Source organism: Psychrobacter sp. UBA6739, assembly GCF_002453835.1.
GTDB classification, from domain to species: Bacteria; Pseudomonadota; Gammaproteobacteria; order Pseudomonadales; family Moraxellaceae; genus Psychrobacter; species Psychrobacter immobilis_A.
The window spans coordinates 24,059-49,128 of the sequence record NZ_DKHR01000006.1; the positions used below are offsets into that span (position 1 = coordinate 24,059).

Here is a 25,070-nt window from a genome sequence, read left to right on the forward strand (position 1 = left end):
TGTTTATAAGGCTTTTGCCAGTCGTTAATAGGAGCACCGCATGACAGATTCAAAAACAGACCTCAACAACTTAACAGACATCATCGATTTAAAACAAATACAAACTGCTTATATTAATGGTCGTTACTTAGCAATCGACGAATCGCTTGCTACTTTTGAAGACATCAATCCAGCCACGGGTGAAGTGTTAACTACCGTTCAGCAAACGACCAGTGAACAGATTAATGAAGCGGTAAAAGCGGCACAAAAAGGTCAAAAAGTTTGGGCGGCGATGACGGCGGTTGAGCGCAGTCGTATTTTGCTAAAGGCGGTTGCACTATTACGTGAGCGCAACGATGTACTTGCATTGCTTGAAACCAAAGACACGGGCAAAGCACTCTCTGAAACCAAGTATGTCGATATCGTGACTGGTGCTGATGTCGTTGAGTATTATGCAGGGCTTGCGCCGATGATTGAAGGTCGTCAGATTCCATTGCGTGATACTAGCTTTGTCTATACTCGCCGCGAGCCACTTGGCGTCGTCGCAGGTATCGGTGCGTGGAACTATCCTATTCAAATCGCGATGTGGAAAGCAGCACCAGCGTTAGCCGCTGGGAATGCGATGATTTTTAAACCTTCTGAAGTCACGCCTCTAACGGCACTAAAACTGGCAGAAATATTGACAGAAGCAGGTCTGCCAGATGGCGTATTCAACGTCGTGCAAGGGGATTATAAAGTCGGCGAAGCATTAACCCAGCATCCTGATATCGCTAAAGTCTCGTTTACTGGCGGTGTACCCACTGGTAAAAAAGTGATGGCAAGTGCCGCATCTTCGTCGCTTAAAGACGTAACCTTGGAGCTTGGCGGTAAGTCGCCCTTGATTATATTTGATGATGCGGACATCGATACCGCTGCTGATATCGCGATGATGGCGAATTTCTATAGCAGTGGTCAAGTCTGTACCAATGGCACGCGCGTGTTTATCCCTAAAGCACTGCAAGCCAAGTTTGAAGAAGCCATATTATTGCGTGTCGAGCGTATTAAATTGGGCGATCCGATGGATGAGAGTATTAATATGGGTCCATTGGTCAGCTTCCCACATATGGAAAGAGTGCTTGGCTATATCGAGCAAGGAAAAGCGAGTGGTGCTCGTCTGCTAACAGGCGGCGACCGTGTTACGACTGAAGGGCTTGCAAATGGCGCCTTTGTCGCACCAACTGTATTTACCGATTGTAGCGACGATATGACTATCGTACGCGAAGAAATCTTTGGTCCAGTGATGTCGATATTGACTTATGAGACTGAAGAAGAAGTGATTCGCCGCGCCAATGATACCGAGTATGGTTTGGCTGCAGGGGTCGTGACCACTGATTTGACTCGCGCTCATCGCGTGATTGCACAGATTGAAGCGGGCATTTGCTGGTTAAATACGTGGGGCGAGTCGGCTGCACAAATGCCAGTGGGCGGTTATAAGCACTCAGGTATTGGCCGTGAGAATGGTATTGAAGCCCTTGAGCATTATACGCAGACCAAGTCTATCCAAGTAGAGCTTGGTAAGTTTGAATCGGTATTCTAAGCAGTTGTATGGTTAAAATTTTTAAAAAAGTAAGGTTGGCGTGTTAGGACTAATTTGTCCTTTTGGCACCGCCTTACTGATATGAAATGATGGATTTTTTAATATTATGGAGCGTTTTATGACATCAACCACACCTGAATATGACTACATCATCGTCGGCGCAGGCTCAGCAGGCAATGTGCTGGCCACCCGTTTGACCGAAGATGCCAACATTAAGGTGTTGCTGTTAGAGGCGGGTCGTCCAGACCATCGCTTAGACTTTCGCACGCAGATGCCAGCAGCGCTCGCTATACCGTTGCAGGGCACGACTTATAACTGGGGTTATAAAACCGATCCTGAGCCGTATATGAACAACCGAGTCATGGACTGCGGTCGCGGTAAAGGGTTAGGTGGCTCGTCTCTGATTAATGGGATGTGTTATATCCGTGGTAATGCCTTGGATTTTGACGATTGGGCGAAAATCAAAGGTTTAGAAGATTGGACCTATTTGGACTGCTTGCCGTATTTCAAAAAGTTAGAAAATCGCGATGCTGGTGAAAATGACTATCATGGCGTCGGTGGTCCCGTCGAGATGACCACTTCAAAGCCAGGAGTCAATCCGCTGTTCCAAGCGATGATCGAAGCAGGCGTGCAAGCAGGCTATCCAAGCACGGATGATTTAAACGGCTATCAACAAGAAGGCTTTGGGCCGATGGATCGTTTTGTCACGCCTAATGGTCGCCGCGCTTCGACCGCTCGCGGTTATCTCGACCGCGCCAAACCGCGTAGCAATATCACCATTTTAACGGGTGCATTGACTGACGTGATTTTGTTCGATGGCAAGCGCGCTGTCGGCGTTAAAGTCGCGCATCAAGGTCAAACCAAGAATTTCTACGCGTCTCGTGAAGTGATTGTCTCCTCTGGTGCGATTGCATCACCGCAATTATTGCAGCGCTCTGGTATTGGTCCTGGTCAATGGCTCAAAGATTTGGGTGTCAATGAGATTTTAGATTTACCGGGTGTTGGTAATAATCTACAAGACCATTTAGAGCTGTATATGCAGTACGAATGTAAGCTGCCAGTGTCAATTGCGCCTGCCAATAAATGGTGGAATAAGCCAGCCATCGGTGCCGAGTGGTTGTTCAATGGCACAGGGCTGGGCGCGTCAAATCAGTTCGAAGGTGGCGGCTTCATTCGTACCGATGAGAAATTTACCCATCCTAATATCCAGTACCACTTCTTGCCATTAGCAGTGCGCTACGATGGTCGTAGTGCAGTGAAGTCGCACAGTTTTCAAGCGCATGTAGGCTCATTACGCTCGCCAAGTCGTGGTCGCGTCAAGCTGACCTCAAAAGATCCAAGCGCGCATCCGAGTATCTTGTTTAACTATATGTCTCACGACCAAGACTGGCACGAGTTCCGTGCGGCAATGCGTATCACCCGTGAAATTATGCATCAGCCAGCGCTCGATCCTTATCGTGGTCGCGCCATTGCGCCAACCGATGACTTGGTGACCGATGCGCAGCTAGACGAATATGTTCGTAATCATAGCGAAACGGCTTATCATCCGTCGTGTACTTGTGCGATGGGTGAAGGTAATGATTCGGTGGTCAATGGCGAAGGGCTCGTACATGGTATCGATGGCTTGCGCGTCGTTGATGCGTCGATTATGCCAAATATCATCAGTGGCAATTTAAACGCCACCACCATTATGCTGGCAGAAAAAATCGTCGATAAGATGCGTGGTAAGCAGTTGCCACGCTCGACGGTAGACTATTACGTTGCCAATGGTGCACCGCTTAGAACTGAGCCGATGCGCGCTTACCGCTCTACTGTATAAAGAGCTATATGAGCTATATGAGCTATTAGGCAATGAAATATATAAGCAATTTCAATAAGAAGACCTTTCCACGCAAAGGTCTTTTTCATCAGCGCTAACGTATTAAGTATTTTTAATACTGTTGTGGCTGCCTTTAATTGTCATTTAAATTTTTTATTTACATTGCAGTTTTCATTTATTGGTACTGCTTTGTGCGTCATACAGTCATCAAGTTATGACGGACAAATCAATATCAGACCCTGTTTAATTTACCTATTGAGGTCTTTTATGTACAGCTCGCCATCAAAAGATGCGACGAAACCCCTGACTCTAAACAAGACGGTTTTTTTAGGTTCAGCTATTATTTCTATTTTATTAATTATCTGGACGATTGCGTTTCCAGATTATAGTGAGACATTGTTAAGCTCAAGCATGGCATGGGTATCAGAGAGTTTTGGCTGGTATTACATGCTGGTGGTTGCCGCTTATAGTATATTTGCACTATTTGTTGGTTTTTCTAAATACGGCGATATCAAGCTTGGGCAAGATCACGAAAAAGCACAGTTTCCTTTCCTAGCATGGGCGGCGATGCTGTTCTCTGCGGGTATCGGTATTGATTTACTGTTTTTTGGTGCCTCTGAGCCATTGATGCATTATTTAACGCCGCATACGGGGCTGGAGCCTGCCAGTGCAGAAGCGATGCGCGAAGCACTTGCGCAAACCTTTTTACATTGGGGGCTACATGGTTGGGGTATTTATGCCTTAATCGGTATGGCATTGGCGTACTTTGCGTATCGTAAAAACATGCCGTTGGCGCTGCGTTCACCATTGACGCCTATCTTTGGCGAGCGTTTAATCAAGGGCTGGCTTGGCGATGGTATTGATACTTTTGGTGTTGTTTGTACCTTGATGGGTATTGCGACCAGCTTAGGCATCGGCGTATTGCAAGCCAATGCGGGTTTGACCCATGTTTTCGGTATTGAATCTAGCAAAATGGTACAGAGCCTGATTATCTTAGGGGTGGTTGCTGCTGCGGCTATTTCGGCGATGACAGGTGTGGAAAAGGGCGTACGCCGCTTATCTGAATTTAATATGCTATCGTCGATATTGCTATTAATCGCCATATTGGTGATGGGTAATACAGTGTATTTGCTGAATACCTTTACCCAAAATATTGGTCAATATTTCCAAACTATTCTCTTTAAAACTTTTGATGTATATGCCTATGACGGTACTGCTGGTGCCGATTGGAAATCAGGCTGGACGATATTTTTCTGGGCATGGTGGGTCGCTTGGGCACCGTTCGTTGGTCTATTTATCGCACGTATTAGCCGTGGTCGTACCTTGCGTGAGTTTGTCTTTGGCGTGATGTTTATTCCGCTTGGTTTCATTTTTGCCTGGTTCTCTATCTTTGGTAATTCAGCGATAGACTTGGTTGCTAATGGTGCAACTGAACTTGGTGAAATCGCTGTCAATGATGCTGCCATGGGTATGTTTGCCTTGTTCGAGTATTTTCCTTACAGTGACGTTTTGTCGTTCGCTGGTGTGGTTATTGGTTTAGTCTTCTTTGTGACCTCAGCGGATTCAGGCGCGTTAGTATTAGCGAACTTGAGCTCACGCGGCATGACCAATGACACCGATGCTCCGGTTTGGTTGCGTCTGTTTTGGGCAGCGGCAACGGGTCTTATCACTTTAGGACTATTATTTGCTGGTGGCTTTGCGTCATTGCAGTCAGTATCTGTGATTGCTGGTTTGCCATTCTCGCTTATCCTTGTACTTTATATGGTGTCGATGTGGAGGTCGTTAAAAGAAGAAGGCAATAAACGTAAGGCCAGTACGATTGGTACGGCTAATGTGCTGGATAGTGGTAAGAGCTGGAAAGCACGCTTGCAACGTATCGTCAGTTTCCCTAGACATGCACAAGTTGAACGTTTTTTACAAAATGTGGTTAGACCTGCCATGACAGAAGTTGAAAAAGAATTTGCGGCAGGCGGTCTAAAAACCTCTTTGGACATCCGTAACCCTGAACATATCGGACAAGATATAGATGAAGGCATGGATGAGAGTAGCGGTCAAATAGATGGTCTAAAATTACGGGTTGGACATGGCGATGAAGACGACTTTATTTATGAAGTGAATTTGATCAAAGCTGAGCGTCCTAACTTTACGTTGAGCACGTCAACTAAGAATGCAGAGTACTATTATCGTGCGGAAGTGTTCTTAAGTGAAGGCTCACAAGAGTATGACTTGGTTGGTTACTCCAAAGAGCAAGTGTTGGTCGATATCTTAAATCAGTACGAGCGCCATTTGCAGTATCTACATCTAGAGCGTTAATTGATTTATCAACACGTCCTAAATATTTAAGTAAAAACACTTAAGTAAAAATATCGTAAGAAACAACCCCATAAGTTGAATGCAGCTTGTGGGGTTTGTTTTATGAAAAATAAAATCAGTAGATATAGGGTAAAATATATAAAGATACGTTTCGGATTATCAGTTTCGAAATATTAGCAAAGGATAAGTTTGTGACCACATTAAAGTACATCGCTCATTATTCTGAGCAAGTTCAGACCCAAGCGGCATTGCTGATTAGCGATGGTAAATTAGGCGCATATCTAGAAAAAAAGTATCCCACTCAGCACCAAATAAAAAGTGATAAGGCGCTTTATCAGTATATCAATGAGATAAAAAACCAATATATGCGCAAAGTGGGACAGTTATCGAATGTCAGTTACAGTAGTAAATTAACGGTCCTCAAGCATGCGCTGGGTATTCATACTACCCAGTCTCGCATACAGGGCAGTAAGCTCAAATCGCATAACAGCATCACGGTAGCGAGCTTGTTTCAAGAAGCGCCGCCTGAGTTTTTGCGCATGATTGTCGTGCATGAATTGGCGCATTTTAAAGAGCATGAGCACAACAAAGCATTTTATCAATTATGCTGCCATATGGAGCCTGAGTATCATCAGTTTGAGCTTGATACGCAGTTGTGGTTGCACTGGCGCGAACTGAGTTGATCGCAGTGCTGTATTCTTTTCTTCTCAAAATGAGGACACGCCACAGATTATATTTCTTATCATAACTTTCTTATCATAAATAATATTATACCTTTTATTAATATATTTTAGTGTATAATTTAATAACGATGATTTTAATGATTGTTGATAAATGGAGAAGATGATGAAACGGATAGTTGCTACTGCACTTGCTATAAGCGCCGCCTCACTGATGGTTAGCTGTACAGCGACCAATGCCATGTCACAAAAGAGTGACGTCATTCCAGAGAATAAGAAACCGACGCCATCGATGTTGATTAATGTGACATCAGAGGACGCTCAAGTGCAGCTGATGTCGATGGTACTGACCATGCAATCAGCGCAGCAAGGTGCCAATACTCGAGTATTGCTCTGCGGTCCAGCCGGTGATATGGCACTCCGTGACGCACCCAAAAGTGTGACCACAGCGCAACCGCCTAAAAATATCAGCCCACAGGGTTTGATGCAAATGGTTATGAAAAATACCAATACCAAGGTTGAGGTTTGTGCACTTTATCTACCGGGTAAGGGTATTGACCAGTCGGCACTGATTGACGGCGTGAGTGCTGCTGATCCTGCTGATATCGGAGCGTTAATGGTCGATCAAACCACCAAGATAATGAGCTTTTAGGCAGATAAAAAATAATTAGTAGTTTGATGAATAAAAAGGGTGTGATATCGACTATCGCATCCTTTTTTTGTGTCAGTCATTTTGGCTAGTGGAATTGCGTTATAATCCCAGCTAAGCACTGTTTACCAAGTAATATTCGCCAAGTACTCTTGGCTGAAAAACAAGTACCATAGATCCTAATTCATAAAAGGTTATGAGCAATGATTAATACCAAAATTTATAAAGCAATCTATACCTTAGCTGAAGAGTTATTGGAAGCTGATCGTATAGGCAATCAAGCAGCATTTGATGGGTTTTACGCTGAATTAGAAGCCATTTGTAACGATAATGAAAACACCGATAAAGACCATCCAGAACAGTGGGAAACATTGGCTGACTTTACAGAAGATTTGGATGAAGCCTTAGTTATTTATGATAAGGCCTTAGCCAAAGCGACTGCGATCAATTCAAAAGACCACATGTCATCGATTGCCTTTTCTATGGCGGTTCTACAGATCGAAATGGGTGAAAAGGATGCGGCTATTCTAAATCTACAGAATGCTAAAATTACGGCTAATAAGATTGAAGATAAAGAGTTTAAGGTTGAGATAGACGAGCTGCTTACCAAGTTGTTGGCTGAATAATCTCAATACTGAATAGCTTCAACTAAGCAGGAATGATTTGTTATGCAAAACCTACCTATTGCAATTATCGGTGGTGGCTTGAGTGGCTTATATGCAGCATTTTTATTAGAGCAACGAGGTATTGATTATATATTGCTTGAGGCGCGTGATAGATTGGGTGGGCGCATCGCTGTTGCGAAATCATCAGTAGATCAGCATGCTAGTAGTCACAGTGTCGAGAATAAAAAATCAAACGATGGCTTCGACTTAGGGCCATCGTGGTTTTGGCCGGATTATCAGCCGCAGTTGAGCAGTCTTATTGAAACGTTGAATTTACCACGTTTTGCGCAGTTCGAGGATGGCGACATGATGGTGGAACGTGCCGCCAATGAGCTGCCTGTTCGTACCCAAGGCTATCAAAGCTCGCCACCGTCTATGCGCCTCGTCGGTGGTATGGCATCCTTGACTGACGCTCTGTATGCGCGTTTAAATCCTACGCGCATTATCACGGGGCAAATCGTAAAGCGTGTGATCAAGACTGAGCGCTGTATCAGCATAGAGAGCGAGAGCAGCGCTGAACAGATGACAGCTGATCAAATAACTACTTATCACGCGCAGCATGTGCTCCTTGCGCTACCGCCTCGTTTGGCGGCGAGTAACATCAAGTTTGAACCGACTTTACCGCAGGATTTGGTGGCAGAGTTGCAAGAGACCGCGACATGGATGGCGCCACATGCCAAATATGTGGCGGTTTATGAGTCGCCATTTTGGCGCAATCAAGGACTATCGGGTTCAGCGCGAAGTGCAGTAGGGCCACTTACTGAGATTCATGATGCGTCCTTGGTAGAGGGCAATGGTGCATTATTTGGCTTCTTTGGCGTTCCTGCTCACATACGCCAAAGCGTCTCAGAGATGGAGCTAAAAGCCCATTGCCGCGCGCAGTTGGTACGTTTATTTGGTGCACAGGCAGAGACGCCAACGGCTGAGTATCTGAAAGACTGGGCGCAAGATTCATTGACCGCGACGCCTGCTGATGCCAGTGGCTCAGGTCAACATGCTGTCGCACCGAACGCTAAGCCGAATACAGGGGTATGGCAAGAATGCCTAACGGGCAGCGCTAGTGAATGGTCAGACGCGTTTCCTGGTTATATTGCTGGTGCTATCGACGCAGCACATAAGGCAGTACAAGGTTTAGGTTTAGGTTTGTCTGATGAGCTATCGTCATCAGCGTTACCATCCAATGGGATAGTTGATGAGTGAGTCTTTAGAACAGCAAGCTTCTCGCAACACCAGCACATGGTTCATCCCTTTTGCTTGCTTGTTAGGCGGAGGAGGTCTGATTGGTATTTCTACCAATTTGGCAAAATATGCTGGTGAGATAGGTGTTACACCACTGGCATTTCTCTTTTGGTCCATCACGGGCGCTGCTGCTATTTTATTGATCGTTGCATTAATACGCCACGAATTACCTCCCTTAAATGCGCGTAGTTTTGAATACTATTTTGTGGCGGCGCTCATCAGTGTTGCGGGTTCTAATTTACTACTGTTTTCGGCTATCCCACATGTGGGTGCAGGTTTCGTTGCGCTCATTATCTCGCTTCCACCATTGCTGACTTATCTTGGTGTATTGGCACTGCGGATGGAGCAGTTTAATATCGTCCGCGCTTTGGGTGTGGCCGCGGCGCTTCTTGGTGCAGGAGTATTGGCAGCGCGTAAGTTTTCGACGCCAGACGCCAGTACTTTTTGGATTTTGATCGCGCTTTGCGGGCCAGTATTACTGGCTATTGGTAATATATATCGTACCCTACGCTGGCCTGATAAGGCATCACCTAGCGCACTCGCGCCAGGTATGCTAATCGCGGCGTCGCTGTTGCTGCTGTCATTTAGTGTATTGCCTAATTTTTCAGTTAATATGCCACTAGACTGGGTGCAGCTAGGTTTGATTGGCATACAAGCCGCCGTATTTGCAGGTCAATTCTTATTGTTGTTTTTACTACAAAAAACCGGCGGTCCTGTTTTATTAAGTTTATTAGGCTCGGTCGGCGCAGTTGTCGGTGTGCCAGTGGCTATTTTTTTGCAGGGTGAGATGCCGCCAGAAGGGCTGTTTTTGGGTGCTTCATTGATCGCACTGGGCGTTGGTTTGGTGACATGGGGCGGGGTGAGAATGGCGACCACACCGACAGAAACTACGTAAAGATGACCGTCAGAATATAGCGCTCATAAATACGCTAACCTATAGACTAATGACCCTACTAGAGCATATGTTTGCACTGCAACTATCCAAAAGTGTAGCCATGGAAAAATGTCACTATGTAGAAATGCCACTATGCAACCCTCACAGTGATCATTTTTTATCTAATCCAACCTCACAAAACCTCGTTAGAACGTAAATATTACCGTTACTGCCAATCTATAATTTATTTACAGCCATTTTAGCAATCAGCATGGCTAGGTATGAGTGTTCAACAGAGCATCATAATTGGTTACGATTATCTGAAATCAGTTTTTGTGAGTAACACAAAAAAGGAGTATAAATATCGTGGTTATTCCTATCATGGATTAGGGCGATGCATGCAGCCAAGCGTTATCGATTGTTAAATAATGTCACTATTGTCATTAGTATTATCGGCGTAGCCATTGCTTTATTAGACAGTGGTTTCACGCTGCCGATGTGGTTACAACAGGTTTTCCATATTTTTTATCTGGCGATTATTTTTTTAGGCTTTGTTGTAACGGCAGGGCGTTACTTCTATAGCAAAAAGCCGCTGACTCTAAATAAAGTCGCGGTCTTTGACTTACTGACCAGTATCGCGATTGTCATTTTACTGGTAGCGCATTTCACTGATTTGGTGCGCTCTGGGATGTCGGTCGCTGTTGATGGCTTCGTTGCCATCAAAATTGCCGTCTTTGTGACCTTTATTCGTGAAATATCTGACCATGATTTTAATCTTAATCGTACCTTTCTAAACCCTGCACAGTTTTTTATCTTAAGCTTCCTGTCATTGGTATTGGTCGGTGCATTGCTACTGATGATGCCCAATGCAACGACGCAGCCGCTGTCTTTCATTGATGCGCTCTTTACCGCGACCAGTGCCGTCTGTGTGACTGGTCTCATCGTGGTAGATACGGCGACTTATTTCACAACTTTTGGGCAAGTCATTATCATGGGGCTGATACAGATCGGCGGCTTGGGTATTTTGACTTTTGTGACGTATTTTAGTTATTTCTTTAAGGGCGGGGTCAGTTATGAGACGCAGGCGAGCATCAGTGAGATGTCTTACATGCGCGGCATGGGTGATGTGGTATCGACCCTCAAATCCATCTTATATGTGACATTTGCCGTTGAGGCAGTGGCTTCGGCACTCATTTATATTAGCATTTATGACATACCAGATATGGATTGGTCTGAGCAGTTATTCTTCTCTGTTTTCCATGCGATTTCTGCGTTCTGTAATGCTGGATTTTCTACATTTAGCGCTGGCATGTATGATGACGCGCTACGTTTTAATTACCCATTACAACTGATTATCGCCACGACCTTTATCTTTGGCGGCATGGGTTTTGTCATTGTGGTCAATGTGCTGCGTTATTTGCGTGATCGTGCCGAGCGCCTGATATATCGCCATGATCAGCGTTATATTTATCGACCATGGTTGCTCAATATTAATAGCCGCATAACCTTGATTACGACGGGCGCTTTATTGCTGGTAGGTCTCATCGGTGTGATGATATTTGAATATAATAATGTGCTGGCAGACCATCGCAGTTTTTTCGGTAAGCTTGTCACAGGGCTGTTTACTGCTGCCACGCCGCGAACCGCAGGATTTAATACCATCAACATGGGTGAACTCGCGTTTCCCACGATTATGTTGACGATATTTTTGATGTGGATTGGTGCCTCGCCAAACTCGACGGGCGGTGGTATCAAAACCAGTACGTTTGCGATTGCACTGTTAAATACTTTGAGTTTGGCACGTGGTCAGACCAATGTTGAGGTCTTTAAGCGGCAGATTGCTGACATCTCAATTCGCCGTGCATTTTCTATTATGTGGCTGTCTTTATTGGTCATCGGTATGGGGGTGACGCTCATCAGCTATGATCAACCAGAGCTTGATTTAATCAAGGTGGTTTTTGAGTGTTTTTCAGCTTACAGCACGGTGGGATTAAGTCTGAATTTGACGACAGAGTTATCAGATTTTAGCAAAATGGTGGTATCTGTCATTATGTTTGTTGGGCGCGTCAGCATGTTGACCATCTTTATTGCCCTACTTAAAAATAGACGCCAGCGCAATTATCGCTATCCAACTGAAGAAATCACGATCAATTAAATGGTCGTAAATAAGCCATTTCATCATTAAAAAATACTGAAAAAGGTTAATAAGGTTATGAAATATATCATCGTAGGGTTAGGGAACTTTGGCTCATCGCTAGGCATGGCGTTGACCCGTCAGGGGCACGAAGTGATTGCCATTGACAGCAGCATGCAAAAGGTTGAGGCGTATAAGGAAGTCATCTCTCATACCATCTGTATGGATGCCACGGATGAATATACCGTCAATGGTTTACCGATTGTCGACACCGATATCGTTATTGTCGCAATCGGTGAAGACCAAGGCGCAAACGTCATGGCGACTGCATTATTTAAAACCCTAAAAGCAAAACGTTTGATCAGCCGTAGTATTAATCCACTGCACGAAAAAGTGTTGCAAGCTATCGGTGTGGACGACCTTATTCACCCTGAAAAAGAGGCGGCCAATCGCTGGGCTAAACGGCTGTCACTACGTTATTTCGTCGACTCGTTTGAGCTGAGTGATCATTTCAGTATGGTAGAGATTAGCATTCCCAAGTCGTTGATTGGTCAGACCGTTGATGACTTGCAATTGGAGCAAAAGTTTAATATTCGATTGCTTAGTACCCTGCGCTATGAGTATTATGAAGACAGCTTTGGTCGTACGCAAAGTAAGCCTAGTATTAAAGGTTTGGCTGCGCCTGAGCAAGTATTGCAAGATAAAGACGTATTGGTCATCTACGGTGCTAACAAGCATATCAACGAGTTTCTGCGTAGTGTCGGTGTAAAAATCAAATAAACATTTGCAACAGCCGTGACATGAAAAGGCAAAGGGGAAACTTATGAGTAAGCGCACTATATCCATCTTGTTGCTTGCGACGATGGCATTGTTGTCAGGCTGTGATCAGACGCCGCAAGACCCGAACGTGTTATATTCAGAAAAACATCAAGACCCCATTCAAGAGCTGGAGATGACAACAGCGGTTGATCGTAGCCAGTTTGCCTATAAACAAACCTTTTATGTGCCCATTTATTCTGACATTTATACCGATAGAGACAATCGTAAAGTCTTGCTATCAGCGACTTTGAGTGTACGCAATACCACGCTAAAAAAATCACTGTATATCAATAAAATTGACTACTATGGCACTGATGGAACCTTTATAAAATCCTATTTAAACAAACCGATTGAGCTTCCAGCAATGGCCACGCTCAATTATATCGTCGAAAAAGAAGAGGATAAAGGCGGATCGGGCGCCAACTTTATCATCGAAGTCGAAGGGATAGACGAGACGGTCAAGCCCGTCATTGAGGCGGTGATGATCGGTAATTTTAGCAATAAAGGCTTTGCATTTAGTACAGAAGGTACGCCAGTGGTGCATTGATTAAAGATAATAAAATCCAAGGAAGGGATATGTCTGCAACCAAAGAAGAAGTTGTCACCTTTATGGCGTTGGAATTTCCACAAACCAAATGTGTCATCGAGGCAGTCGGTGACAATCGCTCAACCTTATCACACGATATTGGTATCAATGAATTGCGTCCCGGTGGTACGGTCTCTGGACCAGTATTGATGAGCATCGCTGATGTGGCTCTCTATGTGGCGATACTTGGTAAAATAGGTATTGTGCCATTAACGGTGACGACGAGTTTGACCATTAACTTCCTGCGCAAACCCTCAGCAGAAGCACGTATTATCGCTGAGTGTACGTTGATAAAAGTAGGTCGCACGCTAATCGTTGGCGAGGTTGCGCTTTATTCTGAAGGCTCTCGTGATATGGTGGCTCACGTAGTTGGCACGTATTCCGTACCGCCTCAGCACGTTTAGCTATTTTTAGCCCATTTTTAAAATGAGGATAGGCTCTAAAAAAGCAGTGCTATAAAAATTAATGTCATAAAATTAACGCTGATAAGGACTGCTACTGTTTGGTTGCCTCGACCTGAATGTTTAAATGAAGGTTTTTAGTGACGCCAAACCACGCATATTTATCGATATTCCATTTGGTGCGATCAATCATCGCCGTAAAATCCCCACCACAAATATCTTTTTTGAGCGTAGGGTGTAGATAACAGTCAAACTTAGTCGCTGTTAAGCTAATAGGGTGGGTTTCACCATGCAGCGTTAGATGACCGTCTACTTTTGTGACCATTGGGCGTGATTTGTCTTGGCTAAAATACCATTTGTTAGAATCAAAACGTGCCAATGGAAAGCGCTGCATATCAAAGAAGCTAGGGCCTATCAAAGTCTGGTTAAATGCTTTATTCCCCGTATTTAGAGAGCTGATCGGAATGACTAAGGAGATATTGCCAGTTTTTAGACTTGAGTCATATTGCAGTTGACCTTGGACATTATAAAAGCCGCCCGCAGTGGCAGGGGATTGGAAGCGTTCAATGGCAAAGCGCACATGGGTGCCAGCAGGATTGATGGTATAACTGGCGGCATGGCTGCTATGTGCAGCGCTTATTATTAATAATGGCAGTGTCAATGTCAGTAAAGGGTAGATATGTGATTTTTTTAGAATAAAAGATAGGATGCTCATAGCTACATTTCTTTGCGGGCTATTGATAAATAAAGAACGTCGTCGATGAGCGCAATCCATGCTGTTACTCAATGTTAAGTCAGTCAGCAATAACTATTTATACATTATTTATCAAATACTGAGTAGCTTTATTTTTATAAGACTATCATTCTTAATTTGGCTATTATTCAACAGTTAAGATTGGGTTTTCGACGATTTTTGAAAGCTTGCCGCATCAGGTTTTTTGCCATTAGCATTGATACTGTTGGCTTTATTCGCTACTGGATATTTAAAAAATAGCGTTGCAAGTGCGCAGGTTATGGTCAATGACAGAAGCATCGATACTAATGTATGACTAAAAAAGTGATCACCAAACAGCATCTTATACAGTCCCATCGTCCATCCTACAACCGTGACTATTTCAAATATTCTATAGCGATACTGATGTAGAGTGGGTAAAAATGCCAAGCCATATAGAGAAAATCCGGCACTGGCATGAGCCGCTGGGAAGCACTTGGCAGGCGTGTTAGCGACTATATTTTGCCAAATATTTAGATAAGGCAGGTTGCCACCAAACAGTATTAAATGATTGGGGCAACTGACATGAGTGACACCTTTGAGTAGCGCAATCATACTGGGAACGGCAATTAAAACAAGCAGTAGATAACCTATTTCACGCGTGGATAACGGCGTGAGCAGTTTATCGTACTTAGCATTTTTTATTACCAGATTGATGTCTGAATCCTGTTTATGTCTCAGAATTAGAACGGCTATGAGATAAATGCTAAGCAAGATGAGTAGCAATTTAGGCAAGTCATAAAAAATAAAGGCAAAAGGTTGTGTGCCTTTTTCTAGTAGCCAGTGTCCATTAGTGTAAAAAAGCTCACTAATATGAATGTCTAATTGGCTGTGCTCAAACAGCAGTGTCGCTATGATGGTCAAGCATAGGAGTTTAAGCCAGACTCCATTGGCTGAATATGTTTTCAAAATACAACACTCAATAATGCCATCATCCACAAGATAAATAACAGCAGTAATGCCAAAAATTGCGCCGCAGAGCCGACATCTTTGGCTATCTTTGCCAGTGGATGCTTGGCGGTCGATGTGTGATCGACACTGGCTTCGATTCCAGTATTAATGAGTTCGACAATTAACGATAAGAAAGAAGCGACGACCAGCAGCATTTTGACGCTGACAGTGAAAGGGCACAATATAATCGCCATGAATAATATGAGATTGAGCCAAAATACTTGTCGAAAAGCCGCCTCAAATTTGTAAGCTGCTTTGAAGCCATCCAGAGAGTAACCAGCGGCTTTTATAATACGGTAAAATCCTGTTTTACCCTTGGCGTCACTAGCATAGCTATGAGGTAGCAGTTGTTTTTGCCTGTTATTGGGCTTAAAACCCCACGACTGGCAGACTGGTCTTCAAGATTAATAGGATTTGCTTTATTCATGTCAAATGCTTCACAGTCTATTAATATCAAGGTATGCGATAAATGTTAATCATTTAATCGTGGAAAAAATAAATGGACGAAATAAATCAGCAGATATTAAGTATAAGCGGGCAGGCATTAAGAAAACGTTAAGCTTTTTTAAAATAGAGATCTTCTCTAATGATAATTGATGATAAAGGTGCTGCCACCTAACGGATTGACTTGATGGGTAAGCTGCCAGCCCATATGTGTCATGATACGCTGTACAATACTGAGCCCCAAGCCTGTGCCTTCTACTGAATAATGGGCGTCAGCTGCCGATGACGATTCTGTATCCAATGAGATGTCTTTATACTGCTGCTCTAGACGCTCAAATCTCTCATATAGCAGCGGCATCATCACCTCAGGAATACCTAGACCAGTATCAGTGACGGTGGTTTTTTCAGCATCGATAGTGATGATGACCTCACCCTCATCGGTGTACTGAAACGCATTTTTTATCAAATTACCCAGTGCCATTTTTAGCAGTTCAGGTCGTACGTGTGCGACATACAGCTGTTCTGCGACTATTTTACAAGTAACTGACTTATGGCGAAGCAAGTAATTTAAGCGCTGTACTTCATTTAACGCGATGTCATTGATAGACGTTGGCGGTGCATCCAGTTTTTCAGGAGCACGAGACAGCAATAATAAGGCGCTGATAATCTCCGAGGTTTCTTTGGCGGTCGTACTGATACGAGTGGCAAATGCGCTCAAGTGAGGGTCGTTTTCTAGTTGTGAGGACAATACTTCTGATGCCCCCATGATAATCGTCAAAGGCGTGCGCAGCTCGTGACTGACATCACCAGTAAATAGCTGCTCGCGTTTGAGGTACTGCTCAAGTTTGTGGTTTTTTTCATCGATTGCGCGTGCTAACACGCCAACCTCGGAGGGCAGATGCGTCAATTCCGTCAAGTTGTGATGATCTGTTTCTACGGCTTGCTTTAAGTCTAATAAAGGTTTAATGATTTGCTTGGAGGACAGCGATGAAAATATCGCTGCAATCAATAAGCTCAAAATGACTGCTACTTTTAGGGCGTTGGCAAATATGTCTTCTAAATGCTCGAATATGGCCAAAACAGGGTAATTCCCCATCACCATTTCAGTATTTTCTAAGTAAGTTAAAATGTAGTTTTCTTTGTCTTTTTTATAATTAAAAAAATGTAACTCTGTCGTCGATTGACCCTTTTTAGTGGTGACAGTGACGGGCATCTCTTGTACGGTTTGGGTGGCCAGTTGTTGCAGATTGCTCGGTGCGTTATCGAAGCGATAAATCTTAATACCCGGTTCAGCGGTATAAATAGGCTGATCGCCTTCTTTTTCTTGGCTAAGCTCTAACTGTTGCAATAAGCGAGCTTTGACCAGCTGTTGCTCCATTCTGACTTCGGCATACATGAAGATACTGACGAAAGTGGCACACAGTAATAGGGCAAATAACAAGTAGGAGAGTCGAAACTTATTGGCGATGGAGTCGATATTAAACATGATATTTACTTCGTTGTGAAAGACGATATGAAAGACGTTGAGAGTCAAATAAGGACATCAGACGATGGTTTTTTAGGCTTTATCTGGATCGATAATCTGGTAACCGACACCGGGCAACGTGACTATCATGATTTTATCGAACGGCTTATCTACCTGCGCACGGACCCCATGCATGTGAGTGCGCAGTGCATCACTGCTTGGTATGTCTTCGCCCCATACCTTTTCTTCCAGCTCGGTTTTGCTAACCACGCGCGGCGCCGCACTCATCAAGGTATGTAGTATTTTGAAGCCTGTGGGTGTGAGTTTTAGCGACTTACCTTCACGTGTAATCGTATGCTCACTATGGTTTAAAGACAATGTGCCAACAGTTAAACCATGCTCAAAATGATCATCTTTATGTCGGCGTATGAGAGCCTTAATACGAGATTCTAATTCCACCAATGAGAAAGGCTTAACCAGATAATCGTCAGCGCCACTATCGAATCCTGCCACTTTATCTAAAATCGTATCGCGAGCGGTCAGCATCAATACTGGCGTTTTGTCATGCAGCTCTTCCCTGAGCTTTTTGCACAGTTTAGTGCCGTCCATACCCGGCAGCATGACATCTAACAAGATGACGTCGTATCGATTATTCGATGCGAGCGTTAAACCACTAATGCCATTATGAGCATTGTCTAGCTCAAAGCCTTTCGGCTCAAAAAAAGCATAAATATTGGCGACGATATCTGGATTGTCTTCAATGATGAGTATCTTGTACATGGGTATTATTACCTAAAAAGGCGGAGCGATGATAAAGAATTCAATTAGCCACTTTAAAAAAGGTGGGTGCTGCTTTGGTTTCGTCAGTGGTGATACCAAAAAACTGAAGCAAGGTTGGCGTAATAAAATCATGTGATACGGGCTGATCAATCATGTTAGCAAGGCTGCTTTTAGCAATAGTGCTGCTATCAATGCCGTTCCCAGTCGGTGACCAAATAATCACTGGCACGTGCTTTTGTGCATTTGGCGCAATAGCGTATGGCAGGCCATGCAAGTAAATATTGTTTTCGCCCAAACTTTCTCCATGATCACTAATATATACCATCACCACCTCATAATCTTGCTCATAGGGTTTTAAGGTGTCGATCACGCTATTTAAAAAATAATCTGTATAACGAATGGCATTGTCATAACCATTGATAACCGACTGGTTGTCGCATTTTGATAGCTCATTGGTCATACAGACGGGCTGATATTCTGCAAAATTTTTAGGGTAACGCTTAAAATAGGCGGGTCCATGATTGCCCATTTGATGCAGCAAAATAAGTGTGTCTTTAGGTGTCTCTTTCTGTGAGCTGCCTGACTTAACCAGTTTATCAAAATCATTAAGCATGCCTATGTCTCGACACTCAATATCACAATCTGGATTGAGCGCGGCTGTTTTATAATCCTCAAAAGTTACGCGGTCAGCCACCCCTTTGGCGCTAGAGTTATTGTCTCGCCAAATGACATTGACGCCTTGTTTATGTAGCGTATCAAGCACGTTTTCATTATAGTTGGCGCTATCAGGATCATAAGTTTTTCTATTGGCGTAGCTAAACATGCAGGGTACTGAATAGGCGGTGGATGTGCCGCATGACGAGGCGTCTTTAAAACTATAGATGTCTGATTGTTTTGAAAGCAAAGGCGTGGTGTTGCGCTCATAACCGTTTAAGCCAATATGGTCAGCGCGGACGGTTTCTCCTACTACAAATACCATCAACTTAGGTTTTACAGCGCTGTTGCTAGTGTTAAAAGAAATGCTGCGTTTTGCATCTGTGGCATGGGGGATTAGCGTATCGGGACGACGGCGCTCAGCGATATAATCAGTACCCAGTTTGATGACAGAATAAACAGGGGTAATAGGATTGACATAACTACGGACTATTTTGTGCTGACGAAAAAAGCTGGCGTATTGGTCACCAAATGGCACCAGACACACCGCTATCAATACGATAGATGATAATAGGGTGACTGATTTTTGAAGGGTTGCTTGTTGCCAAGATAATCGCTTTAGACGAATGTTACCAATCATAAAAGCAGGCACTATACCTAGTAAAAACAGGCGAATAAATAGACTGGGTGCCATTAATCCCATGGCTTCTGCTTGATCGGTTTGTAAGCCGTTAATGAGCATATCACGATTAAATATCGTCCCGTAGGCGTCGGTAAAGTAACCACAGATGGCTGCAATCAGCACCATTATGATGAGCACTACTTTTGCCGTTGAGCGATAACACAGCAGTGACAACACCAACCATGTCAGCCCAAACAATAAGCCTGTGATGGAAAAAATAAAGCCCGTGTTTGTGCTCAATGGATAAACGCTGAGTACCTGCTCAAAAAAGCCAATATTCGCCGTCGCTACTAAGTACAGAGCAACAACTATGATCAGATGATTGAGATTAATCTCGCGATTATAGAGCTTGCTTAAGGAGCGGCTTTTTATATTGGCTTTGGGCGCATCTATTTTGGCGGCTTGAGATATTGACATACAAGTACTTCTCAACAGGATGGTAAGGAGTGTAATGCCTTACAGTAACAAGTACGCTGTTAAGAAGATGTTAAGGTGGTTGAATTCAATAAGATATTAGGACATATTAGGGTCTGTTGAACATTCAGAAATAGGCACTGCTGATTGATCAAATCGTTTCAGACAAGGCGCAAATTGAAGATAATGCTCGTGCCTTAGCTAGACTTGCAACACAGTATGAAGCGATTTTAACATCAGCTCAAAGAGACAGGACTCTTTTTTGCCGCTTCGTCATTAAAAACATCCGCTTAGAACGACTAAACTAGATATTTTTAATCTAAAATCGACTAAAAAATAGTCACTGTCAGTGCCGTGGTCGAATGTTCAACAGACCCTAATAACCTACACGATGACACGTCCTAATTTAAACCTGTGCGAAAGAGCGTGCCAACGACAACAAAGGCGACAGAAAACAAAGTGACCAATATGATATTGATTGAAAACCCTTTCAGGGTCTGAACAGACAGTCTAGGTATTCGATAAAAACGAGCGTGCAGGGCAACCAAAACAGTCATTAGCAATAATAGTAATTTGAGACTAATAAGAATACTAAAATCATTATCAAGTTTAAACCATGCAGCAATGTTGGGTAATAGCTGGTAGGCCATCCAAAGTCCAGTGATTATTTGCAGCACCAAAGCTGGCATTCCAACCCTCTCAAACAGCTGCTCAAATTGCATCAGACCATCAATATTTCGGGATGATAGCGCTTTTGGTAAGACCACCAAGGTCAAAATCAGATGACCACCTGTCCAGACAGTAGCGCCTAACAAGTGTAGTATGAGTATATAGTTAAGCATAGATAAACATCCTTAAATGCCACTTACATAGGGCTTTATGTCGATTAACTGAGGTACTTAATCATGAAACGCGCCGCACAATTACAACCATTATCTCGTCAACATCATCTAGGTCTAAATCTATCTCGCCATGCTAAAGAGTGTGCTGATGAACCTAACGCAATTGCCGAGCATTGGCTAAATATCACGTCTTATATTAACGAGATGCAACAGCATTTTCAGATTGAAGACAATCTAATGGCTCATGCCTTACAGCCTCATAGCAGCTCCAAACCTGAGGTGGCATCGATACTAAATACACTTGATGCGCAGCACAAGTCCCTGCATGCACTCATGGCAGAGGCTCAAGATTTGCCGCACTCTCAAAGCAATCACGTCACCGTTGGACAAGTCAAAGAACTCGCCACCTTGCTATACGATCATATTCGTTTTGAAGAACGAGAATTGTTTCCTATCGTTGAGCGCTATCTGACAACAGAAGAATTAGAGGCTATTTATGATGCCAGTCCAGACAGTATCAAACGCTCCGATGAGAACCGCTAGAGCACGTTTTTATCAAAATTTTTTTAATCTATAGCGAGATATCCTGCGTCAGAAAAATACTGTTGTCCAGCAGGCGAGCGCAGATATTTTGAAAAATCTGTCGCGGCAGTAGTCTCACTAATCACCAACCCGTCTTGCAAAATAGGAGGATAAGCGTCTGGCGCTAACGTATAGAACTGCTCAGGCGTGGCTTTAATCGCTGTCAGTTGTGATTGAGCGACAAAGCCATAATCGACATTACCAGTGTGCGCATATTGAAACGCTTGCCCGATATTCTCAGCTTGAATAATGCGACTTTGCTCAGTGAGCGTGTCAAAGATTTTTTGTGTTTGTAGATAGGCTTGTGCCGACTTGCCATAAGGGGCGAGTTCTGGATTGGCAATGGTGATTTTGCTATCAGATTCAGACATCAATAATGCATTTAAGGTAGTAGGGTTGAGTCCTTTAAGGGACTTGTTAACACTATAAAGTGCCAGCTGACCTTGGGTATAAGTAAAGGGCTCGTGGGTTGCTTCGTCAGCAGATTTTGCGTTATCTAGTTTTTCTTTGGCAAGCTTGGCAGGAAATTCTTGATTGGCGGATAAAAATATATCGTAAGGTGCGCCAGAGGTAATCTGCGCATATAACTTACCTGAAGAGGCATAAGTCACGTCAATCGCTTGTGCAGGCGGGGTTTTATCCGCTTGATAAGCAGCAATAATCTCAGGCAATACATCTGATAAGTTGGCAGCCGCTGCGATGCGCAGTGTTTGACTTTGCTCAGTGGCATTGTTGGCGTCCGATTGAACAAGCTCAGCGGTTTGCTCTTTGCTACAAGCGGTTAGCGTTAACACTAAGCAAGCTGATGATATGGTTATCATTTTAATCATTATTATAAAACCTTCTTATTATTGCTCTCCAGTGTCGCTCACTGTTATTGCTAAAGGTTAGCTATCGCTTTGAGTAGCCATTATTACCCATTATTACTAAGCCATTTAGAGGAATCGTCTTGGTAATATTCTTGCTTCCAAACTGGAATGTCGGCTTTAATCGTATCTAATATCCAGCGACAAGCATCAAAGGCAGGATAGCGATGGGCGGAAACCACGCCAACCCAAATAGCGACATCACCAATTTCTAATGCACCGATACGATGAATGGCAATGGCATGGGTAATCTCAAAGCGCTTTTTGGCTTCTTCGATAATAGCGCGACCTTGATTGATGGCGAGGTCTTCATAACCATAATAGGTCAAACGATTGACGCTACTGGCATTATTATGATTGCGTACCCGTCCTTCAAAGCAGACAAACGCGCCGCAGCTGTCATCATCAAATGTGCTTTTAAGCCGACTTTCATCAATATCGGTATCTAATAGCGCAAAACCATCACGTTCAGCGATGAGGTACGCCTCATCAATGGTACGTTTAATGCTCATCGATTGACCGTGTACATTGTCTGTCATAACCATTTTCTCTTATTGTTTTTAAGATTCTTAGTGATACAGATGATAGTTAAATGGTTTTAACCACCAGCCACTGGGGTGATAAAAACCACACTATCACCCTCATAAATCTCATCTGTCCACTTAGCAAAGTAATCATTGACTGCCACGCGTAGCTCCGACTGCGGACGACTGAAGCGATGTTTTTGGCGTAGTTGTTCGTACAGTTCGGTCAATGAAGTCGACTGAGGTACAGTGATTTTTTCTTCGTGACAATCGGCTTCATCAGCTAAGCTGGCAAAGTATAAAATATTGATATTCATCGTGGTGTCTAACTTAGAATTTGTATTGCTTTCTATTAAAGTGCTCATAGCAATCTCCCTTATTTATGAACTGCTTAACTTTATAGTTTTCAAATTACTTTCAGGCATGTTGATAGTTGGATTTACCGCCGGTTTTTTTCATGAGATGGATATTATCAATCACAATGTCATGCGAGATGGCTTTGGTCATGTCATAAATGGTCAAGCAAGCGACACTGACAGCGGTTAATGCTTCCATTTCTACCCCAGTTTTATGGGTGACTTTGACGGTAGCGGTCACAGTGATACTGTTTTGGGCATCGTTATATTCAAAGCTTAAGCTGATTTTATCTAAGGGCAGAGGATGGCAAAGTGGAATCAGGTCATGGGTGCGTTTGGCAGCCATAATGCCAGCGATATGAGCAGTCTGAGTGATGCTGCCTTTTTTGGTCATACCGTCAGCGGCTTTGATTTGCGTATAAATGTCTGCAGGAAAAACCACTTGTCCGCTTGCATGTGCTTCTCTGGTGCTAGCCGTTTTGCCACTCACATCAACCATGGTGATATCACCGTCGCTATCTAAATGGGATAAGCCAGATTGATTGTTTTTTTTATTGTTGTTTACTTGGTCGCTATTCATTTTTCATTTCTCTTAAATGGTCCGTTTTTATCAGATGGTCAGCTTCTCTCAATAAACCTTTTTATAAGTCGTTTAAAGCTAAACAGGCATGCTCAAAATCTTTAGGCGTATTAAAATTGGTCAAATACTGCCAATCTCTTGCGAAAGGGACGGGCTGCACAAGCGGTTTAATAAACTTCATCACTTGCCGCTGCTCATCGTCAATATAATGCTTCAAATCAGGCTCCATATCCAAGCGGTATAGACCTAACAATGGATATAAATGACTGTCATCGGTCAGGCAAATAACAGTTTTGTCAGGATTTTTCGTCATATAAGGTTGCAGTTTTTGCCATAAATCGGTGACAGGAATCAAGCTATCACAGCTAATAACCAGCAGCCAAGAGGATTGTATGTCTGGCATTTCGGTTAGTTCAGGCGCATTTGCTAATATCTTCAATGACTGCAGTGCTGCTTCAATCGCTACCAACGCGCCGCCGGTTTCAATCGGTTTATTATGACTACTAGAAAGTTCATTGCTAGAGATATTGTTAACCGAAATATTATTAACCGAAAGATAGTCAGCAATATGAAAAATTGGCGACTGCGGGTTTTTTTCGATCAAATCGTGATTGACTGTAAAGTTAAGCCCATTATCCGCAATCATGATAGGTAGATTGCTCATCATCGCGGCACTTAATTCAAGCGCCTGCCTAACATGATAATCAAGCAAACGCTCACCTGTTGGCAAGATAAGCTCAGCTTTTGGCGTTCCCATACGTTTGGAGGCGCCACCTGCCAAGATAACGATACCTGCTAAATGATTGTATTCATCTGTTTGGATTAAGCTATCCGCCACCTCAAGCATGAATCAATCATGACCTGGATTGGTGCGCATAAAGTGCGGCACAAAGTTACAAGGACGCGTGCGGCTGTCGAGCTGCTCTTGTAAGATACCTTCCCACGCAGTGCGGCAAGCGCCTGATGAGCCGGGTAAGCAAAAAATGCCCGTGCCATTTGCCATGCCAGCCACAGCGCGAGATTGGATGGTAGACATGCCGATATCGTCTTTTGAGATTAAGCGGAACATCTCACCAAAACCATCGACCGATTTATCAAACAATACGCCAACCGCCTCTGGCATGCTGTCTCTAATATAAAAGCCAGTACCGCCAGTGGTGATAATAGCGTGCACATCTGGGTCGGCAATCCAACCGCTGATGACGGCTCTGATTTTATAAATATCATCAATAATCAGCTGACGATCAGCCAGCTGATGACCTGCTGTGGTCAGTTGGTCAACCAAATACTGCCCTGAGGTATCTTCTGCAAGAGTACGACTATCAGAAACCGTTAAGATGGCGATATTAAGCGGGGTAAAGGGTGCTTGCAGCTTACTCATGAATAATCCTTAATAAATACGCTTGTTATGGAAATAGAAGTTT

27 protein-coding genes are annotated in these 25,070 nt (G+C 43.6%); 13 read left to right on the forward strand and 14 right to left on the reverse strand.

The window, feature by feature from the left end; genetic code table 11:
• Positions 1 to 40 precede the first annotated feature (40 nt).
• From betB to B2575_RS02145, 12 genes are all read left to right on the forward strand, one after another.
• On the forward strand, positions 41 to 1,555 hold the full coding sequence (gene betB, locus B2575_RS02090; RefSeq protein WP_201560326.1) for a betaine-aldehyde dehydrogenase: 1,515 nt from the start codon (positions 41 to 43) through the stop codon (positions 1,553 to 1,555).
• Positions 1,556 to 1,673: 118 nt separating this feature from the next.
• Positions 1,674 to 3,374 (forward strand): choline dehydrogenase, encoded by a 1,701-nt coding sequence (gene betA / locus B2575_RS02095; protein WP_296239998.1) that lies wholly within the window; start codon positions 1,674 to 1,676, stop codon positions 3,372 to 3,374.
• A 267-nt stretch (positions 3,375 to 3,641) separates the two neighbouring features.
• A complete protein-coding gene (gene betT, locus B2575_RS02100; protein ID WP_201560324.1) occupies positions 3,642 to 5,687 on the forward strand; it encodes a choline BCCT transporter BetT in 2,046 nt (681 codons plus the stop codon).
• 191 nt (positions 5,688 to 5,878) lie between these two features.
• The gene (locus B2575_RS02105; RefSeq protein ID WP_201560323.1) at positions 5,879 to 6,370 is read left to right on the forward strand and encodes a M48 family metallopeptidase; all 492 of its coding nucleotides are present in this window, start codon (positions 5,879 to 5,881) and stop codon (positions 6,368 to 6,370) included.
• 160 nt (positions 6,371 to 6,530) lie between these two features.
• Positions 6,531 to 7,019, forward strand: coding sequence for a hypothetical protein (locus tag B2575_RS02110; RefSeq protein WP_201560322.1), 489 nt, complete (start codon positions 6,531 to 6,533; stop codon positions 7,017 to 7,019).
• Between the two features lie 200 nt (positions 7,020 to 7,219).
• Positions 7,220 to 7,642, forward strand: a complete 423-nt coding sequence (locus tag B2575_RS02115) for a tetratricopeptide repeat protein (protein WP_201560321.1) — start codon at positions 7,220 to 7,222, stop codon at positions 7,640 to 7,642.
• 42 nt (positions 7,643 to 7,684) lie between these two features.
• Positions 7,685 to 8,881 carry a flavin monoamine oxidase family protein gene (locus B2575_RS02120; RefSeq protein ID WP_201560320.1) on the forward strand — a complete coding sequence of 399 codons (1,197 nt, stop codon included), beginning with the start codon at positions 7,685 to 7,687 and terminating at the stop codon, positions 8,879 to 8,881.
• Positions 8,874 to 9,815, forward strand: coding sequence for a DMT family transporter (locus tag B2575_RS02125; protein WP_201560319.1), 942 nt, complete (start codon positions 8,874 to 8,876; stop codon positions 9,813 to 9,815). The genes B2575_RS02120 and B2575_RS02125 overlap by 8 nt, the downstream gene beginning before the upstream one ends.
• Before the next feature lie 373 nt (positions 9,816 to 10,188).
• Positions 10,189 to 11,949: a TrkH family potassium uptake protein gene (locus B2575_RS02130; protein ID WP_296239999.1), complete on the forward strand. Its 1,761-nt coding sequence runs from the start codon at positions 10,189 to 10,191 to the stop codon at positions 11,947 to 11,949.
• Positions 11,950 to 12,006: 57 nt separating this feature from the next.
• Positions 12,007 to 12,708: a potassium channel family protein gene (locus B2575_RS02135; RefSeq protein WP_045447178.1), complete on the forward strand. Its 702-nt coding sequence runs from the start codon at positions 12,007 to 12,009 to the stop codon at positions 12,706 to 12,708.
• 43 nt (positions 12,709 to 12,751) lie between these two features.
• Positions 12,752 to 13,294 (forward strand): DUF3124 domain-containing protein, encoded by a 543-nt coding sequence (locus B2575_RS02140; RefSeq protein WP_087814475.1) that lies wholly within the window; start codon positions 12,752 to 12,754, stop codon positions 13,292 to 13,294.
• Between the two features lie 29 nt (positions 13,295 to 13,323).
• The gene (locus tag B2575_RS02145) at positions 13,324 to 13,737 is read left to right on the forward strand and encodes a PaaI family thioesterase (protein ID WP_201560317.1); all 414 of its coding nucleotides are present in this window, start codon (positions 13,324 to 13,326) and stop codon (positions 13,735 to 13,737) included.
• Positions 13,738 to 13,828: 91 nt separating this feature from the next.
• On the opposite strand, the gene B2575_RS02150 is transcribed toward B2575_RS02145, so the two are convergent.
• From B2575_RS02150 to B2575_RS02185, 8 genes are all read right to left on the reverse strand, one after another.
• Positions 13,829 to 14,449 (reverse strand): YceI family protein, encoded by a 621-nt coding sequence (locus B2575_RS02150; RefSeq protein WP_296240000.1) that lies wholly within the window; start codon positions 14,447 to 14,449, stop codon positions 13,829 to 13,831.
• Between the two features lie 174 nt (positions 14,450 to 14,623).
• Entirely contained in the window at positions 14,624 to 15,415 is a 792-nt protein-coding gene (locus tag B2575_RS02155) for a PAP2 family lipid A phosphatase (protein WP_227675990.1), read from the reverse strand.
• Positions 15,412 to 15,804, reverse strand: a complete 393-nt coding sequence (locus B2575_RS02160) for a diacylglycerol kinase (RefSeq protein WP_227675995.1) — start codon at positions 15,802 to 15,804, stop codon at positions 15,412 to 15,414. The genes B2575_RS02155 and B2575_RS02160 overlap by 4 nt, the downstream gene beginning before the upstream one ends.
• Positions 15,744 to 15,884, reverse strand: coding sequence for a hypothetical protein (locus tag B2575_RS02165; protein ID WP_296240001.1), 141 nt, complete (start codon positions 15,882 to 15,884; stop codon positions 15,744 to 15,746). Before B2575_RS02165 ends, B2575_RS02160 begins: the two co-directional genes overlap by 61 nt.
• Positions 15,885 to 16,040: 156 nt before the next feature.
• Positions 16,041 to 17,387 carry a sensor histidine kinase gene (locus tag B2575_RS02170; protein ID WP_296240002.1) on the reverse strand — a complete coding sequence of 449 codons (1,347 nt, stop codon included), beginning with the start codon at positions 17,385 to 17,387 and terminating at the stop codon, positions 16,041 to 16,043.
• A 72-nt stretch (positions 17,388 to 17,459) separates the two neighbouring features.
• Complete coding sequence (locus B2575_RS02175) at positions 17,460 to 18,146, reverse strand: response regulator transcription factor (RefSeq protein WP_045447165.1); 687 nt, start codon at positions 18,144 to 18,146, stop codon at positions 17,460 to 17,462.
• A gap of 40 nt (positions 18,147 to 18,186) precedes the next feature.
• The gene (locus B2575_RS02180; protein WP_296240003.1) at positions 18,187 to 19,899 is read right to left on the reverse strand and encodes a phosphoethanolamine transferase; all 1,713 of its coding nucleotides are present in this window, start codon (positions 19,897 to 19,899) and stop codon (positions 18,187 to 18,189) included.
• Between the two features lie 398 nt (positions 19,900 to 20,297).
• Positions 20,298 to 20,738 carry a CopD family protein gene (locus B2575_RS02185; protein WP_296240004.1) on the reverse strand — a complete coding sequence of 147 codons (441 nt, stop codon included), beginning with the start codon at positions 20,736 to 20,738 and terminating at the stop codon, positions 20,298 to 20,300.
• Positions 20,739 to 20,801: 63 nt separating this feature from the next.
• Between B2575_RS02185 and B2575_RS02190 the strand changes: the two genes are divergently transcribed.
• Positions 20,802 to 21,281, forward strand: a complete 480-nt coding sequence (locus B2575_RS02190; protein WP_296240005.1) for a hemerythrin domain-containing protein — start codon at positions 20,802 to 20,804, stop codon at positions 21,279 to 21,281.
• Positions 21,282 to 21,304: 23 nt separating this feature from the next.
• Here B2575_RS02190 and modA read toward each other — a convergent pair whose 3' ends face one another.
• From modA to moaB, 6 genes are all read right to left on the reverse strand, one after another.
• Positions 21,305 to 22,150, reverse strand: a complete 846-nt coding sequence (gene modA, locus B2575_RS02195) for a molybdate ABC transporter substrate-binding protein (protein ID WP_296240006.1) — start codon at positions 22,148 to 22,150, stop codon at positions 21,305 to 21,307.
• Positions 22,151 to 22,233: 83 nt separating this feature from the next.
• The gene (locus B2575_RS02200) at positions 22,234 to 22,725 is read right to left on the reverse strand and encodes a molybdenum cofactor biosynthesis protein MoaE (protein ID WP_296240007.1); all 492 of its coding nucleotides are present in this window, start codon (positions 22,723 to 22,725) and stop codon (positions 22,234 to 22,236) included.
• A 59-nt stretch (positions 22,726 to 22,784) separates the two neighbouring features.
• Positions 22,785 to 23,075, reverse strand: a complete 291-nt coding sequence (locus B2575_RS02205; RefSeq protein WP_201560309.1) for a MoaD/ThiS family protein — start codon at positions 23,073 to 23,075, stop codon at positions 22,785 to 22,787.
• A 52-nt stretch (positions 23,076 to 23,127) separates the two neighbouring features.
• On the reverse strand, positions 23,128 to 23,646 hold the full coding sequence (gene moaC / locus B2575_RS02210; protein ID WP_201560308.1) for a cyclic pyranopterin monophosphate synthase MoaC: 519 nt from the start codon (positions 23,644 to 23,646) through the stop codon (positions 23,128 to 23,130).
• Between the two features lie 61 nt (positions 23,647 to 23,707).
• The gene (gene mobA, locus B2575_RS02215; protein ID WP_201560307.1) at positions 23,708 to 24,493 is read right to left on the reverse strand and encodes a molybdenum cofactor guanylyltransferase; all 786 of its coding nucleotides are present in this window, start codon (positions 24,491 to 24,493) and stop codon (positions 23,708 to 23,710) included.
• A 3-nt stretch (positions 24,494 to 24,496) separates the two neighbouring features.
• Positions 24,497 to 25,027, reverse strand: coding sequence for a molybdenum cofactor biosynthesis protein B (gene moaB / locus B2575_RS02220; RefSeq protein WP_201560306.1), 531 nt, complete (start codon positions 25,025 to 25,027; stop codon positions 24,497 to 24,499).
• Between the last annotated feature and the right edge of the window lie 43 nt (positions 25,028 to 25,070).

Coding starts and splice junctions, on each gene's coding strand:
- B2575_RS02175 (WP_045447165.1), bottom strand. CDS start 18,146: ATGTACAAGATACTCATCATTGAAGACAATCCAGATATCGTCGCCAAT.
- B2575_RS02140 (WP_087814475.1), top strand. CDS start 12,752: ATGAGTAAGCGCACTATATCCATCTTGTTGCTTGCGACGATGGCATTG.
- moaC (WP_201560308.1), bottom strand. CDS start 23,646: ATGAATAGCGACCAAGTAAACAACAATAAAAAAAACAATCAATCTGGC.
- B2575_RS02135 (WP_045447178.1), top strand. CDS start 12,007: ATGAAATATATCATCGTAGGGTTAGGGAACTTTGGCTCATCGCTAGGC.
- B2575_RS02200 (WP_296240007.1), bottom strand. CDS start 22,725: ATGACAGACAATGTACACGGTCAATCGATGAGCATTAAACGTACCATT.
- betA (WP_296239998.1), top strand. CDS start 1,674: ATGACATCAACCACACCTGAATATGACTACATCATCGTCGGCGCAGGC.
- B2575_RS02190 (WP_296240005.1), top strand. CDS start 20,802: ATGAAACGCGCCGCACAATTACAACCATTATCTCGTCAACATCATCTA.
- B2575_RS02165 (WP_296240001.1), bottom strand. CDS start 15,884: ATGAATAAAGCAAATCCTATTAATCTTGAAGACCAGTCTGCCAGTCGT.
- B2575_RS02110 (WP_201560322.1), top strand. CDS start 6,531: ATGATGAAACGGATAGTTGCTACTGCACTTGCTATAAGCGCCGCCTCA.
- modA (WP_296240006.1), bottom strand. CDS start 22,150: ATGATTAAAATGATAACCATATCATCAGCTTGCTTAGTGTTAACGCTA.
- B2575_RS02125 (WP_201560319.1), top strand. CDS start 8,874: ATGAGTGAGTCTTTAGAACAGCAAGCTTCTCGCAACACCAGCACATGG.
- betT (WP_201560324.1), top strand. CDS start 3,642: ATGTACAGCTCGCCATCAAAAGATGCGACGAAACCCCTGACTCTAAAC.
- B2575_RS02120 (WP_201560320.1), top strand. CDS start 7,685: ATGCAAAACCTACCTATTGCAATTATCGGTGGTGGCTTGAGTGGCTTA.
- mobA (WP_201560307.1), bottom strand. CDS start 24,493: ATGCTTGAGGTGGCGGATAGCTTAATCCAAACAGATGAATACAATCAT.
- B2575_RS02130 (WP_296239999.1), top strand. CDS start 10,189: ATGCATGCAGCCAAGCGTTATCGATTGTTAAATAATGTCACTATTGTC.
- B2575_RS02150 (WP_296240000.1), bottom strand. CDS start 14,449: ATGAGCATCCTATCTTTTATTCTAAAAAAATCACATATCTACCCTTTA.
- B2575_RS02180 (WP_296240003.1), bottom strand. CDS start 19,899: ATGTCAATATCTCAAGCCGCCAAAATAGATGCGCCCAAAGCCAATATA.
- B2575_RS02145 (WP_201560317.1), top strand. CDS start 13,324: ATGTCTGCAACCAAAGAAGAAGTTGTCACCTTTATGGCGTTGGAATTT.
- betB (WP_201560326.1), top strand. CDS start 41: ATGACAGATTCAAAAACAGACCTCAACAACTTAACAGACATCATCGAT.
- moaB (WP_201560306.1), bottom strand. CDS start 25,027: ATGAGTAAGCTGCAAGCACCCTTTACCCCGCTTAATATCGCCATCTTA.
- B2575_RS02185 (WP_296240004.1), bottom strand. CDS start 20,738: ATGCTTAACTATATACTCATACTACACTTGTTAGGCGCTACTGTCTGG.
- B2575_RS02170 (WP_296240002.1), bottom strand. CDS start 17,387: ATGTTTAATATCGACTCCATCGCCAATAAGTTTCGACTCTCCTACTTG.
- B2575_RS02205 (WP_201560309.1), bottom strand. CDS start 23,075: ATGAGCACTTTAATAGAAAGCAATACAAATTCTAAGTTAGACACCACG.
- B2575_RS02115 (WP_201560321.1), top strand. CDS start 7,220: ATGATTAATACCAAAATTTATAAAGCAATCTATACCTTAGCTGAAGAG.